Source organism: Pseudomonas sp. LLC-1 (genome assembly GCF_002992185.1).
Taxonomy (GTDB): Bacteria; Pseudomonadota; Gammaproteobacteria; order Pseudomonadales; family Pseudomonadaceae; genus Aquipseudomonas; species Aquipseudomonas monteilii.
Genome location: NZ_LUVY01000002.1, coordinates 174,082 through 188,264, shown reverse-complemented (window position 1 = coordinate 188,264; position 14,183 = coordinate 174,082). Strand labels below are relative to the sequence as shown.

The window sequence follows — 14,183 nt, the reverse complement described above, 5'->3', positions numbered from 1 at the left end:
GATGTTCGAGGAAGACAACGCGCAGTGGGGGCTGGTGCATGCCTTGGTGCTCGATGGTAAAGGCGGCGCGCACTCGATTGCCCGTACCGAACTGGACAGCTTGCAACTGCAACCGGAGCAGAGCCTGTGGCTGCACTGGGACCGCAGCCATCCGCAAACCCGCACCTGGTTGCTGCAGGACAGTGGCCTGAGCGAGTTCGCCTGCGAGCTGCTGCTGGAGGAAAACACCCGGCCGCGCCTGCTGCCCATGGCGGACGAACAGCTGCTGCTGTTCCTGCGCGGGGTCAACCTCAACCCGGGTGCCGAGCCTGAAGACATGGTTTCGGTACGTATTTTCGCCGAGGCACAGCGGGTTATCTCGTTGCGCCTCAGGCCGTTGCGTGCCAGTGACGAAATTCTCCAGCAACTGGAACAGGGCAGGGGGCCGAAATCGGCCTCCGAACTGTTGCTGTTGATGGGCGAACTGCTGACTGAAAAGGTTCAGGGACTGGTGAGTGACCTGGCCGAACTGGTCGACCTGGAAGAAGAAAAGGTCGAAACCGACGAGCGGTACACCCCTGAGCATGGCAGCCTGCAGCAGATCCGCCGACGTGCCGCCGGCTTGCGCCGTTTTCTTGCTCCGCAACGGGAAATCTACGCCCAGTTGTCGCGCAGCAAATGGAGCTGGTTCGCCAATGCCGATGCCGATTACTGGAACGAGCTCAATAACAGCCTGATCCGCTACCTCGAAGAGCTGGAGCTGACCCGCGAGCGCGCTGCGCTGGTGCTGGAAAGCGAAGACCGGCGGCGCAGCGAGCGGATGAACCGCACCATGTACCGTTTTGGCATCATCACCTGCATCTTTTTGCCCATGAGCTTCATCACCGGGCTGCTGGGCATCAATGTCGGCGGTATTCCGGGGGCGGATAACCCGTTGGGCTTTCTGTTCGCCTGCATCGTCGTGCTGGGGCTGGCGGTGGGGCAGTGGTGGCTGTTCCGGCGGTTGCGATGGGTTTAGGTGTGTATTTTGAAACATTCGTACCAATGGGATGTGTGACCCATTGCCCGGCCATCTCGTCTCTTGCTGACACTGCGCGAGGTGCCCATGCACGATCCGTTTGAAGAATCCCTGCGCGACCTGCTCAAGGCGTCACCCTCCGGCAATGACCGGGACGACCGGGACGACGCCGCTTGCCTGGGTCGCGTACTGAAAACCGCCAACCGCCAGGTTGGCGCGGGTGATCTGTTCAGCCTGCTTGGCCGCTGGAGCCAGGCGCTGCTCATCGCCGTCAATAATGGCTCGGCGCATGTCGCGCCGGTGCGTCGACACTCTTCCCGCAACGCTGCCACCGGCAGCAAAGCAGATAAGGCCGATTGAATATGGAACTCGATCTCTGGACCCAGAGCCTGGTCACCGCAATGACTGCCCTTTGGACCAAGGTAGCGAACTTCATCCCCAACCTGTTCGGCGCGCTGGTCGTGGTGCTGCTCGGTTTCGTGGTGGCCAAGCTGCTCGACACACTGCTGTCCAAGCTGCTGGCCAAGTTTGGCCTGGACCGCCTGATGGCCGGCACCGGCCTCACCAAGATGCTTGGCCGGGTCGGCATTCAGGTGCCGATCTCGACCCTGATCGGCAAGATCGTCTACTGGTTCGTGCTGCTCATCTTCCTGGTCTCGGCCGCCGAGTCGCTGGGCCTGGAGCGGGTGTCGGCCACCCTCGACATGCTTGCCCTGTACCTGCCCAAGGTGTTCGGCGCGGCCTTGGTGCTGCTGGCCGGCGTGCTGCTGGCACAGGTTGCCAATGGCCTGGTGCGCGGCGCTGCCGAAGGCATCGGCCTGGAATACTCGGCAGGGCTTGGGCGCATTACCCAGGGCCTGGTGATCATCATCAGCATCTCGGTGGCCATCAGCCAGCTGGAGGTGAAAACCGACCTGCTGAACCACGTTATCGTCATCGGGCTGATTACCGTTGGTCTGGCCGTTGCCTTGGCCATGGGCCTTGGCAGCCGCGAAATCGCCGGGCAGATCCTGGCCGGCATTTACGTGCGCGAGCTGTATCAGGTCGGCCAGCAGGTGCGGATTGGAGAGGTTGAAGGGCACATCGAGGAAATCGGTACGGTCAAGACAACGCTGCTGACCGATGATGGCGAACTGGTGTCGCTGTCCAACCGCGAGTTGCTCGAGCAGCGTGTCAATAGCCGCTAACCGCACAAAAGCTGTTAATGTATGCCGCCGCGAAATTCGACCCACGGGGTCGCGCGGCGACATTGACCTGACTGTCGGCCAGATCCGTTTTGAATAAAGTTCATTCGCCGCCCATGCGTTATGACCCCCGCGAGCTCACCGACGAAGAGTTGGTGGCGCGTTCGCATGAGGAGCTGTACCACGTTACCCGCGCCTATGAAGAGCTCATGCGGCGCTACCAACGGACCCTGTTCAACGTCTGTGCGCGTTATCTGGGGAACGACCGGGACGCGGACGATGTCTGTCAGGAAGTGATGCTGAAAGTGCTGTACGGCCTGAAGAACTTCGAAGGTAAATCCAAGTTCAAGACCTGGCTCTACAGCATCACCTACAACGAGTGCATTACCCAGTACCGCAAGGAGCGCCGTAAACGCCGGTTGATGGATGCCTTGAGTCTGGACCCTGTCGAAGAGGCGTCCGAAGACAAGGCCCCGAAGCCGGAAGAAAAAGGCGGGCTGGACAAATGGCTGGTGCATGTGAACCCGATTGACCGGGAAATTCTGGTGCTTCGTTTTGTCGCAGAACTGGAATTTCAGGAAATTGCCGACATCATGCACATGGGCCTGAGCGCGACGAAAATGCGCTACAAGCGCGCGCTAGACAAGCTTCGGGAGAAATTTGCCGGCCTCGATGAAACTTAGTGGCGTGCAAATATCTCTAACGAATCGGCGAGTTCTGCTAGACTTGCCGTCGAGTTGTCCCCCGTGTTTGTGGTGGGACTGCTTAACTATCACCAGATGGGGATTTAACGGATGAAATTGAAAAACACCTTGGGCTTGGCCATTGGTTCGCTCGTAGCCGCCACTTCGATTGGCGCTATGGCACAAGGTCAAGGCGCCGTCGAGACCGAAGTTTTCTACAAGAAAGAATTCTTCGACAGCCAGCGCGACTTCAAGAACGACGGCAACCTGTTCGGCGGCTCGATCGGTTACTTCCTGACCGACGACGTTGAACTGCGTCTGGGCTACGACGAAGTACACAACGCTCGTGGCGAAGACGGCAAGAACATCAAGGGCTCGAACACCGCCCTGGACGCCGTTTACCACTTCAACAACCCGTACGACGCTATCCGTCCGTACGTTTCCGCTGGTTTCTCGCACCAGTCGCTGGGCCAGACCGGCCGTGGCGGTCGTGACCACTCCACCTTCGCCAACGTTGGCGCTGGCGCCAAGTGGTACATCACCGACATGTTCTACGCCCGTGCCGGCGTAGAAGCTCAGTACAACATCGACCAGGGCGACACCGAGTGGGCTCCAAGCGTTGGTGTTGGCCTGAACTTCGGCGGTAGCCCGAAGCAAGCCGCAGCCGCTCCGGCTCCAGTTGCTGAAGTCTGCTCCGACTCCGACAACGACGGCGTTTGCGACAACGTCGACAAGTGCCCAGACACCCCGGCCAACGTTACCGTTGACGCCGACGGCTGCCCGGCTGTTGCCGAAGTCGTTCGTGTTGAGCTGGACGTGAAGTTCGACTTCGACAAGTCGGTCGTCAAGCCAAACAGCTACGGCGACATCAAAAACCTGGCTGACTTCATGAAGCAGTACCCACAAACCACCACCGTGGTTGAAGGTCACACTGACTCCGTGGGTCCAGACGCTTACAACCAGAAGCTGTCCGAGCGTCGTGCCAACGCTGTCAAGCAAGTGCTGACCCAGCAGTACGGCGTAGAATCCAGCCGTGTTGACTCGGTAGGCTACGGCGAAACCCGTCCGGTTGCTGACAACGCCACCGAAGAAGGCCGTGCTATCAACCGTCGCGTTGAAGCTCAGGTAGAAGCTCAGTCCAAGTAATTGGCCTGATGTTTCATGAAAAACCCGGCCTCGGCCGGGTTTTTCTTTGCTCGGATTTTACCCGGCGACTGCCAACAGTCTCTGAACCTGTCGTTCGTCAACGACCTCGCCAATCACCAGAATCGCCGGGCTACGCAAACCAAATCCCTGCGCATCTTCGACCATCCCCCGCACATCGCTCCTGCACTCTCGCTGCTGCGGCAATGAGGCATTCTCGATCATCGCCACTGGCATTCCGGGTGCCATGCCACCCTCCAGCAACCCCTGGCGAATCTGCTCCAGTCGCGCAACCCCCATGTACACCACCAACGTTGTCCCGCCCTGGGCCAAGGCTGCCCAGTTCAGCTCGCTGTCGTCCTGCGTATGCGCCGTTACCAGCGTCACCCCTCGGCTCACCCCGCGTGAGGTCAGCGAAATCCCGCATTGCGTGGCGCCTGCCAGACCGGCCGTGATGCCGTTGACCAACTCCACCTCAATACCATGCCCCTGTAGCCACAGTGCCTCTTCGCCGCCACGGCCGAAAATGCACGGATCGCCGCCCTTGAGCCGTACCACGCAACGTCCTTGCCGAGCATGGCGCAGCATCAGGCGCTGGATGAACGCTTGTGGCGTGGAGCGGCAGCCGCCACGCTTGCCCACGGCAATCACCCGGGCCTGCGGGCAATGCTCCAGCACTGCCGGGTTGACCAGGTCGTCGATCATTACCACTGCCGCTTGCTGCAAGGCACGCACGGCCTTGAGGGTGAGCAGTTCAGGGTCGCCAGGGCCGGCGCCTACCAGCCAGACTTTTGCATTCATCGGGTATTCCTCGTTGGCAGGGTGCGCTCAGCCTTTGAGCAGGCCAAGCAGCAGGATCAGGTTGAGTAGCAACGACAGCAGGGCCAGGGTGCGCCATACCTTCAACGGCTCGCGTTCCAGCAAGGGGCGTGGCCTGTCAGGCAGCTCTTGGCGGTCGCCACGCTCAAGCAGCAACAACCAGTGTTCGGCCGTTTCGAAGCGCTGCGCCGGATCGGCCGCCACCGCCTGCTGCAGGTTGTGCTGCAGCCATTCCGGCAAGTCGGGGCGGTAGCGTGCAGCGTTGACCGGCTGACCGAAGCGCGGGCGCTGAAAGGCTTCCACCTCGCCATACGGGTAGTGCCCGGTCAGCAGGTGATACAGCGTCACGCCCACGGCATACAGGTCCTGGCGCGGGCTGGGTGGTTGGCCGTCGAACGCTTCCGGGGCGATGTACGAGGGCGTGCCGGGCACGTCGTGCGGCGAGTCTTCGGAAAGGCCGGGGCAATAGGCCAGACCGAAATCCAGCAGGCGCAGCTGGCCATCGCTGCCCAGGTGCAGGTTGTCTGGCTTGATGTCGCGGTGCAGCAGGTTGCGCCGGTGCAACACGCCAACCGCCTGCAGCAGTTGCCGGGCCATCTCCAGCCAGTGCGGCAGGGGCAGCGGGCCGTGCTCGGCCAGCAGGGTGGCAAGGCTTTGGCCGGGGTACTCGCGCATCACGTAGTACAGGTGTTGCCGCTGGCTGGCCGCATGCAACTCGGGGAAGTGGCGGCCTGCAACCCGGCGCAGGAACCACTCTTCGAGCAACAGCGCTTGCGCAGCACCGGGCTCTTGTTCGCGTTCGGCAGGCAGGGTCTTGAGAAGCCAAGGTTGGCCTTGGCTGTCGCGCACCCGGTACAGCAGCGACTGGCGGCTTTGTGAAAGCAGGCAGTCGGCCTGCCAGTCATCGATCACTTGGCCTGTTCGCAGCGCGCCGGGTACCGGCCACTGCTGCAATTGCGCCAGGGTATCGCCCAGGTTGGCGGTGCCCAACTGCTCGACGTGCACGAGCAAGGCACTGGCGTTGTCCTGGCTGCCATTGAGGTGCGCGCTGGCAACCAGTGTGTCGACGGCCAGTTGCAGGTTGGTTTGTTCGCGCAGCACGGCCTGGATGTGTTGGTCGCCCAGGCTGGCCCAGACCCCGTCGCTGAGCAGCAGGAAGCACTCACCCGGTTGCAGTTCGCCTTCGAGGTAATCCACCAGCAGGTGTTGGTCCAGGCCCAGCGCGCGTTTCAGCACATGCTGCATGCCCGGTTGATCCCACACATGGTCTTCGCTCAGGCACTGCAGGCGCCCGGCGTACCAGCGGTAAACCCGGCAATCACCCACATGGGCCAAGGTGAAGCGCCGGCCACGTAACACCAGTGCGCTGAGTGTGGTCAGCAAAGGCTGGCCGCTGCCCTGGGCGCGCAACCAGCGGTTCTGAGCCAGCAACAGGCGGTCCAGGGCCTGGGCCACGCTCCAGGTGGCGGGGGTGGCGTAGTAGTCCAGCGCCAGTGCCTGCAAACTGGCGCGTGCTGCCAGGCCACCATCGGCGCATTGGCTGACGCCGTCGGCGAGGGCGAACAGGTAGCCCTTGCTGGCGGCCAGCTCCGGCGCCGGGGTGACCAGGCGCAGGGCATCCTGGTTTTCCTCGCGAGGCCCGGTGGCGCTGGCTTGGGCGAACTTCAGTTGCAGGCTCATGGGTGTCCCTCAGACCCGTGCAGCGGTCGCGGCTGCCGAGCCCCAGGTGGTGCGCCAGCGTTGTTTCACGCCATGCAGGCCGAACCAGGCCAGCAGGCCCAGGCTGGCGAACAGCCACAACCCCAACTGGTAGTCACCGGTGTGCTGCTTGATGGTGCCAAGCCCGGCCGCCAGCAGGAAACCACCGATACCGCCGGCCATGCCGATCAGGCCGGTCATCACACCGATCTCCTGGCGGAAGCGCTGTGGTACCAACTGGAATACCGCACCATTACCGGCGCCCAGGCCAAGCATGGCGCTTACGAACAGCGCCAGTGCGGCGGCTGCGGACGGCAGGTTGAAACCGACTGCCGCAATGCAGATGGCTGCCACGCTGTACATGCCCAACAGGGTGCGGATACCGCCGAAGCGGTCGGCCAGGGCGCCGCCGAGCGGGCGCATCAGGCTGCCGGCGAATACGCAGGCGGCGGTGTAGTAGCCGGCGGTGACCGGGCTCAGGCCGTACTGGTCGCTGAAGTAGCCGGGCAGGGCGCTGGCCAGGCCGATGAAGCCGCCAAAGGTGACGCTGTAGAAGAACATGAACCACCAGCTGTCACGGTCGCCGAGGGCCTTGAGGTAGTCGGCCATCGCTTTTGGCTTGGGGCGTTGTGGCGCATTGCGCGCCAGCAGGGCGAACACCACCAGCGCCAGCGACAACGGAATCAGCGCGAAGCCGAACACATTGTTCCAGCCAAAGCCGGCAGCCAGCGCCGGGGCCAGCAGGGCGGCGAACACGGTGCCGGAGTTGCCGGCACCGGCGATGCCCATGGCCTTGCCCTGATGCTGCGGCGGGTACCACTGTGAAGCCAGCGGCAACGACACGGCAAACGACGCACCGGCAAAGCCGAGGAACACGCCCAGTAGCAGGGCCTGTTCGTAGCTGTGCACCCCCAGGTGCCAGGCGCACGCCAAGGCGACGATGACGACCACCTGGCCGATCAGCCCGGCTGTTTTGGGTGACAGGCGGTCAACCAGCACGCCCATGGCAAAGCGCAGGATCGCCCCGGCCAGGATCGGCGTGGCCACCATCAGGCCCCGTTGTTGTGCACTCAGCTGCAAGTCGGCGGCAATCTGCACCGCCAGCGGGCCCAGCAGGTACCAGACCATGAAGCTGAGGTCGAAGTACAGGAACGCGGCGAACAGCGTGGGCACATGCCCGGATTTCCAGAAGCTGGTACTCATCGAACACCTCACTCGGCAATGCAACGGAACGAAAAAGACGCCGCCACCCGCTCCACGGTTGTGGAGGGGAGAGCGACGTCTTTGTCGGGATTTAAGTGGGGCAACCGCCGTTGGCTACCGGTGTAAATACATCAGCAAGAGCCGGGCCAACTCGGTATCTCAAGAAGCGCGGACTTTGTGGGAGCGGCCTTGTGTCGCGAAAGGGCTGCGAAGCAGCCCCAGCAATATTTGTGGCGAAGCTGAAATGCCGGGGCCGCTACGCGCCCCTTTCGCGACACAAGGCCGCTCCCACATTGATGGCGCCAGCATTTAGAGTTTGAGCATGACAATAGGGAGTCAGCCCAGCATTTCGTGCATGGCAATGATCTGCTCGGCCACCTGGATCAGCTTCTGCTGCCGGCTCATGGCCTGGCGGCGCATCAGGGTGTAGGCCTGTTCTTCGTTGCAATCCTTCATCTTCATCAGCAAACCCTTGGCCTGCTCGATACGCTTGCGCTCGGCCAGCTGCTGGTCGCGCGCCAGCAGCTGCGCCCTAAGCGCCTGGTCACTTTCAAAGCGGGCCATGGCCACATCCAGAATCGGCTGCAGCCGGGCAGCATGGATGCCTTCGACGATGTAGGCACTGACGCCCGCCTGGATCGCCTGGCGCATCACGCCAGGGTCGTGCTCGTCGGTGAACAGCACGATGGGGCGCGGCTGGTCGCGGCTGACCAGCACCACCTGTTCCATCACGTCGCGGTCCGGTGAGTCGGTATCGATCAGCACCACATCCGGGCGCACCGTTTCGACGCAGGCGGGCAGGTCGATAGTCAGGCCTGGGGCTTCGGTAACCTCGAAGCCGGCCTCGATCAACGCCGCCTTGAGGCGGCCGAGTTTGTTCTGGGTGTCGTCGATCAGCAGAATGCGCAACATGTTGGTCCCCCTCACGCGCCGACGCGGGCATCGGGCAGGTCGCCCAGGGCATGCAGGCTGAAGCTGCGGGCATAGCCATAAGGATCGCTGCCGTCCCAGCGGATGCCATCGATCAGCAGGCTGTTGCGCATCGGCTGTTCGGGGCACGCGACGCCCAGGCTTTGCGCCGCCTCGCTGTACAGCCCCAACTGCTGAACCTGCCGAGCCACACCGAGGTAGTCGGGGTCTTCGCGCAACAGGCCCCAGCGGCGGAACTGGGTCATGAACCACATGCCGTCGGACAGGTACGGCAGGTTGGCCCGGCCCTGGTCGAACAGGCGCAGGGCGTGCGGGTCTTGCCACTGGTTGCCTAGGCCATCCTGATAGTGGCCGAGCAGGCGGGGCTCGATGCTGTCCAGCGGGGTGTCCAGGTAGGCGTTGCCGCTAAGCAGTTGCGCAGTGCTGCGGCGGTTTTCGGGGCTTTGCTCGATGAACCGGCTGGCGGCGAGGATCGCCTTGATGAGCGCGCGGGCGCTGTTGGGGTAGTGTTCGGCGAAGGCGCGAGCACACGCCAGCACCTTTTCCGGATGGTCTGGCCATATCGACTGGCTGGTGGCCAGGGTAAAACCCTGGCCCTTGGCCACAGCATCGGCGGCCCAAGGCTCACCCACGCAGAAGCCGTCGATGCGCCCCGCCTGGATATGCGCGGCCATCTGGGCTGGCGGCACCACGACGCTGTCCACGTCGCGCAGCGGGTGGATGCCCTGGCTGGCCAGCCAGTAATACAGCCACATGGCGTGGGTGCCGGTGGGGAAGGTCTGGGCGAAGGTCAGGCGTGCGCCATGCTGGTGCACCAGGCGCGCCAATGCTTCAGGGTTGGTCACGCCTTTGCGCTGCAAGGCAGGGGAGAGGTTGATGGCCTGGGCGTTCTGGTTCAGGCCCATGAGCACCGCCATGTCACTGGCCGGTACGCCACCGATGCCCAGGTGCACGGCATAGACCAAGCCATACAGGCAGTGCGCGGCATCCAGCTCGCCGCTGACCAGCTTGTCGCGCAGCCCGGCCCAGGAGCCTTGGCGCTTGAGGTTGAGGGTAAGGCCGTATTGCTGGGCGAAGCCCTGGGTGGCGGCGACCACCACCGAGGCGCAGTCGGTCAGTGCCATATAGCCGATGTTCAGGCTGGGCTTTTCCGGCGCGTCACTGCCATTGACCCAGGCCAGGGGCGTTGCTCGGGGTACGGTGTTCACAAGGTTCCTCGCCTGTACTGATAAGGCTGTGGGCCAAACCGGTGCAACCGATGTGCCAAGGGTGGCCGGGGCGCGTAGCGGCCCCACGATTTGCTGTCCTGCCAGCCCCAGGCTGGCTATAATCGCCCCCTCACTCACCCCGAGCCTTGCCCGCCCATGTATACCCTGGCCCGCCAGCTGCTGTTCAAGCTTTCCCCGGAAACTTCCCACGACCTGTCCCTGGACCTGATCGGTGCCGGTGGCCGTCTTGGCCTCAATGGCATGCTGTGCAAGCAGCCGGCGGCATTGCCGGTTTCGGTCATGGGCTTGAACTTCGCCAACCCGGTGGGCCTGGCCGCAGGTCTGGACAAGAACGGCGCGGCCATCGACGGCTTTGCCCAGCTGGGCTTCGGCTTTGTCGAAATCGGCACCGTCACCCCGCGTCCACAACCGGGCAACCCCAAGCCGCGGTTGTTCCGCCTGCCGGAAGCCACGGCCATCATCAACCGCATGGGCTTCAACAACCTGGGCGTCGATCACCTGCTTGGCCGCGTGCAGGCGTCGCGTTACAACGGTGTGCTGGGCATCAACATCGGCAAGAACTTCGACACCCCGGTCGAGCGCGCCGTGGATGACTACCTGATCTGCCTGGACAAGGTGTACACCGCCGCCAGCTACATCACCGTCAACGTCAGCTCGCCGAATACCCCGGGCCTGCGCAGCCTGCAGTTCGGCGATTCGCTCAAGCAGTTGCTCGATGCCCTGGCCGAACGCCGCGAGCAACTGGCGGCTACCCATGGCAAGCGTGTGCCGCTGGCCATCAAGATCGCCCCGGACATGAGCGACGAAGAAACTGCGCTGGTGGCTGCCGCGCTGATGGCGTCGGGCATGGATGCGGTGATCGCCACCAACACCACGCTGGGCCGTGAAGGTGTCGAGGGGCTGCCGTATGGCGGCGAGGCGGGTGGCCTGTCGGGCGCGCCGGTGCTGGAAAAGAGCACCCACATTGTCAAGGTGCTGGCAGGCGAGCTGGGCGGCAAGTTGCCGATCATTGCTGCTGGTGGCATTACCGAAGGCCGTCACGCCGCCGAGAAGATCGCTGCCGGTGCGAGCCTGGTACAGATCTACTCGGGCTTCATCTACAAGGGGCCGGCATTGATTCGTGAAGCGGTCGATGCCATTGCGGCATTACCGCGCGGTTAAACGGCAGGCATAAAAAAGGGCCCCGTCAAGGGGCCCCTGGGCCGCAGCCCGCCGCCCGGATAGGGCGCGCATGGTGACTCGAATTCAGTGTCCTCGTTCAGCCAAAGGCGTGATTTTCGGAGAGCCTGTGGATGCCAGCGATGCCGGTCTCGCCGGCGCACCTGGCATCAAAACCTTCTCGCCAGCCATTATTCCAGTTGAATTGTTTTTCACCCTCGTAAGGGCAAAGCTCTTTGGATTTGCCGGCCATCCCGTACAGGAAACCACGTTTATAAGCTCTTTCCAACGGATCACGCTTAAGTCTTCTCATAGGGTGCTGCCCTCACTTGTTGACTGTAATGTCCCGTCGGCCTCTCCGAGGCCGGGCAGAATCTTTCTGCCGGTGTGCGCCCGCTGCCGGCGTGGCGGGCTGAAGGTGCCGCCTCGTTGCGAAGCGACCTGAGACCAGTTCTAACGAATGCGAGTCACGGTGTGAATGATCGATTTGTCATAAGCACGTAACCTTTCCTAGGGTGAGGGGATAAGTAAATAAATGCGACTCAACCTTGTTTGGCGTTGAGCCCGCTGTGATCGGGGTTTGCTGAACATTGACGTCATTTCGCCAGCGTTGCTTGCGGATGACAGAAATAATTTGAAATGCGACGAAGGGTCACATCGCCCCGGTTATCGCCAGAATTTTTCATACTGCCTGATGATCTAAGCTGTCTTGGCCACCGGGCTGAGTGCAGATCGGTCAGGTGGCCTGGCCTTTCGCGGCACGTTCATGTGCCAGGAAGGGCCACCCGCACGCCTGCTGGAAAGGCCTGCGGGCAAACATCGCGGGGTGATGCGTCGCCTCGTCAGTCAATAGCCCAAGGCTCTGGAATACTCATGTCGGACCGTTTCGAACTCTACCTCACCTGCCCCAAAGGCCTTGAAGGCCTGCTTGCCGAAGAGGCCAAAGGCCTTGGCCTGGACGAAGTGCGTGAGCACACCTCGGCCATTCGCGGCGCCGCCGACATGGAAACCGCCTACCGCCTGTGTGTCTGGTCACGCCTGGCCAACCGGGTGTTGCTGGTGCTCAAGCGCTTCTCCATGAAGAACGCCGACGACCTTTACGATGGCGTGCACGCGGTCGACTGGGCCGACCACCTGGCAGCCGATGGCACCCTGGCGGTGGAGTTCAGTGGCCATGGCTCGGGCATCGACAACACTCACTTTGGTGCGCTGAAGGTCAAGGACGCGATCGTCGACAAGTTGCGCAACCGCGAAGGCCTGCGCCCGTCGGTGGAAAAGATCGACCCCGACGTACGCGTGCACCTGCGCCTGGACCGTGGCGAGGCCATTCTCTCCCTCGACCTGTCCGGCCACAGCTTGCACCAGCGTGGCTACCGCCTGCAGCAAGGCGCTGCGCCGCTGAAGGAAAACCTGGCGGCTGCGGTGTTGATCCGCTCCGGCTGGCCGCGCATTGCCGCCGAAGGTGGCGCGTTGGCCGACCCGATGTGCGGTGTGGGTACCTTCCTGGTCGAGGCCGCGATGATCGCCGCCGACATTGCGCCCAACCTCAAGCGTGAGCGCTGGGGCTTCAGTGCCTGGTTGGGCCATGTGCCGGCGCTGTGGCGCAAGGTGCATGACGAAGCGCAGGCGCGTGCACAGGCTGGCCTGGCCAAGCCGCCGCTGTGGATCCGTGGCTACGAGGCCGACCCGCGGCTGATCCAGCCGGGCCGCAACAACGTCGAGCGTGCCGGCCTGGGTGACTGGGTGAAAATCTACCAGGGCGAAGTCAGCACCTTCGAGCCGCGCCCGGACCAGAACCAGAAAGGCCTGGTCATCAGCAACCCGCCCTACGGCGAGCGTCTGGGTGATGAAGCCAGCTTGCTGTACCTCTACCAGAACCTCGGCGAGCGCCTGCGCCAGGCCTGCATGGGCTGGGAGGCAGCGGTGTTCACCGGTGCGCCGCAGCTGGGCAAGCGCATGGGCATTCGCAGCCACAAACAGTACGCGTTCTGGAACGGCGCCTTGCCGTGCAAGCTGCTGCTGTTCAAGGTGCAGCCTGACCAGTTCGTCACCGGCGAGCGTCGCGAAGCACAACCTGAGGGCGCGCAAACCCGCCAGCAACCCGCCGTTGCCAGCGAACCGGCACGCCTTTCGGAAGGCGCGCAGATGTTTGCCAACCGGTTGCAGAAAAACCTCAAACAGCTGGGCAAATGGGCTCGCCGCGAACAGGTCGACTGCTACCGCCTGTACGATGCCGACATGCCCGAGTACGCGTTGGCTGTTGACCTGTACCATGACTGGGTACATGTGCAGGAGTATGCCGCGCCACGCTCGATCGACCCGGACAAGGCCCAGGCGCGCCTGCTCGATGCGTTGGCAGCCATCCCGCAGGCGCTGGGCATTTCGCCGCAGCGCGTAGTGCTCAAGCGCCGCGAGCGCCAGAGCGGCACCCGCCAGTACGAGCGCCAGGCGACCGAGGGCCGTTTCCAGGAGGTGAACGAAGGTGGCGTCAAGCTGCTGGTCAACCTCACCGACTACCTCGACACCGGGCTGTTCCTCGACCATCGCCCGATGCGCATGCGCATCCAGCGCGAGGCTGCCGACAAGCGCTTCCTCAACCTGTTCTGCTACACCGCCACCGCCACCGTGCATGCGGCCAAGGGCGGTGCGCGCAGCACCACCAGCGTCGACCTGTCGAAAACCTACCTGGACTGGGCGCGGCGCAACCTGGCGCTTAATGGCTTCTCTGAGCGCAACCGCCTGGAGCAGGGTGATGTGATGGCCTGGCTGGAGGGTAACCGCGACAGCTACGACCTGATTTTCATCGACCCGCCCACCTTCTCCAACTCCAAGCGCATGGAAGGCGTGTTCGACGTGCAGCGTGACCACGTTCAACTGCTGGACCTGGCCATGGCCCGTCTGGCGCCGGGCGGTGTGTTGTACTTCTCCAACAACTTCCGCAAGTTCCAGCTGGACGAGCACCTGATGGCGCGTTATGCGGTGGAGGAAATCACCGCCCATACCCTGGACCCGGACTTCGCCCGTAACAACCGGATTCACCGGGCCTGGCGCCTACAGTTGCGCTGAACCGACGAGGTACATTGCGCGGCTAATGGCCAATAGCTATAAATGTGGGCAGGGCAAGATAATCCGCAGGACG

13 protein-coding genes are annotated in these 14,183 nt (G+C 63.1%); 7 read left to right on the top strand and 6 right to left on the bottom strand.

All coding sequences use genetic code 11. The annotated features are described in order from the left end of the window. Position 1 precedes the first annotated feature (1 nt). The 5 genes from A0O30_RS00935 to A0O30_RS00915 all read left to right on the top strand — a co-directional run bounded on the left by A0O30_RS00935 (position 2) and on the right by A0O30_RS00915 (position 4,010). The gene (locus A0O30_RS00935; protein ID WP_105945262.1) at positions 2-997 is read left to right on the top strand and encodes a zinc transporter ZntB; all 996 of its coding nucleotides are present in this window, start codon (positions 2-4) and stop codon (positions 995-997) included. An 87-nt stretch (positions 998-1,084) separates the two neighbouring features. After that, the gene (locus A0O30_RS00930) at positions 1,085-1,357 is read left to right on the top strand and encodes a hypothetical protein (RefSeq protein WP_014591816.1); all 273 of its coding nucleotides are present in this window, start codon (positions 1,085-1,087) and stop codon (positions 1,355-1,357) included. 2 nt (positions 1,358-1,359) lie between these two features. Then, positions 1,360-2,184, top strand: coding sequence for a mechanosensitive ion channel domain-containing protein (locus A0O30_RS00925; protein WP_004376138.1), 825 nt, complete (start codon positions 1,360-1,362; stop codon positions 2,182-2,184). A 113-nt stretch (positions 2,185-2,297) separates the two neighbouring features. Further along, positions 2,298-2,864: an RNA polymerase sigma factor SigX gene (gene sigX / locus A0O30_RS00920; RefSeq protein WP_003248665.1), complete on the top strand. Its 567-nt coding sequence runs from the start codon at positions 2,298-2,300 to the stop codon at positions 2,862-2,864. A gap of 111 nt (positions 2,865-2,975) precedes the next feature. Then, complete coding sequence (locus A0O30_RS00915; protein WP_016714850.1) at positions 2,976-4,010, top strand: OmpA family protein; 1,035 nt, start codon at positions 2,976-2,978, stop codon at positions 4,008-4,010. A 57-nt stretch (positions 4,011-4,067) separates the two neighbouring features. Here the strand turns inward: A0O30_RS00915 and cobA are convergent, their stop codons facing one another. The 5 genes from cobA to A0O30_RS00885 all read right to left on the bottom strand — a co-directional run bounded on the left by cobA (position 4,068) and on the right by A0O30_RS00885 (position 9,865). Beyond that, positions 4,068-4,808: a uroporphyrinogen-III C-methyltransferase gene (cobA, locus tag A0O30_RS00910; RefSeq protein ID WP_027615643.1), complete on the bottom strand. Its 741-nt coding sequence runs from the start codon at positions 4,806-4,808 to the stop codon at positions 4,068-4,070. A gap of 27 nt (positions 4,809-4,835) precedes the next feature. After that, complete coding sequence (locus A0O30_RS00905; protein ID WP_105945261.1) at positions 4,836-6,506, bottom strand: bifunctional protein-serine/threonine kinase/phosphatase; 1,671 nt, start codon at positions 6,504-6,506, stop codon at positions 4,836-4,838. A 9-nt stretch (positions 6,507-6,515) separates the two neighbouring features. Beyond that, on the bottom strand, positions 6,516-7,727 hold the full coding sequence (locus A0O30_RS00900; RefSeq protein WP_105945260.1) for a NarK/NasA family nitrate transporter: 1,212 nt from the start codon (positions 7,725-7,727) through the stop codon (positions 6,516-6,518). Positions 7,728-8,063: 336 nt separating this feature from the next. Continuing rightward, a complete protein-coding gene (locus tag A0O30_RS00890) occupies positions 8,064-8,639 on the bottom strand; it encodes an ANTAR domain-containing response regulator (protein ID WP_019096172.1) in 576 nt (191 codons plus the stop codon). Positions 8,640-8,650: 11 nt separating this feature from the next. Beyond that, positions 8,651-9,865 (bottom strand): CmpA/NrtA family ABC transporter substrate-binding protein, encoded by a 1,215-nt coding sequence (locus A0O30_RS00885; RefSeq protein WP_105945258.1) that lies wholly within the window; start codon positions 9,863-9,865, stop codon positions 8,651-8,653. A gap of 156 nt (positions 9,866-10,021) precedes the next feature. Between A0O30_RS00885 and A0O30_RS00880 the strand changes: the two genes are divergently transcribed. Further along, positions 10,022-11,047, top strand: a complete 1,026-nt coding sequence (locus A0O30_RS00880; RefSeq protein WP_060498843.1) for a quinone-dependent dihydroorotate dehydrogenase — start codon at positions 10,022-10,024, stop codon at positions 11,045-11,047. A 97-nt stretch (positions 11,048-11,144) separates the two neighbouring features. Here A0O30_RS00880 and rmf read toward each other — a convergent pair whose 3' ends face one another. Continuing rightward, positions 11,145-11,357, bottom strand: a complete 213-nt coding sequence (gene rmf, locus A0O30_RS27800; protein WP_177410239.1) for a ribosome modulation factor — start codon at positions 11,355-11,357, stop codon at positions 11,145-11,147. 560 nt (positions 11,358-11,917) lie between these two features. Here rmf and rlmKL point away from each other — a divergent pair. After that, complete coding sequence (gene rlmKL, locus A0O30_RS00870; protein WP_105945257.1) at positions 11,918-14,110, top strand: bifunctional 23S rRNA (guanine(2069)-N(7))-methyltransferase RlmK/23S rRNA (guanine(2445)-N(2))-methyltransferase RlmL; 2,193 nt, start codon at positions 11,918-11,920, stop codon at positions 14,108-14,110. Positions 14,111-14,183 lie beyond the last annotated feature (73 nt).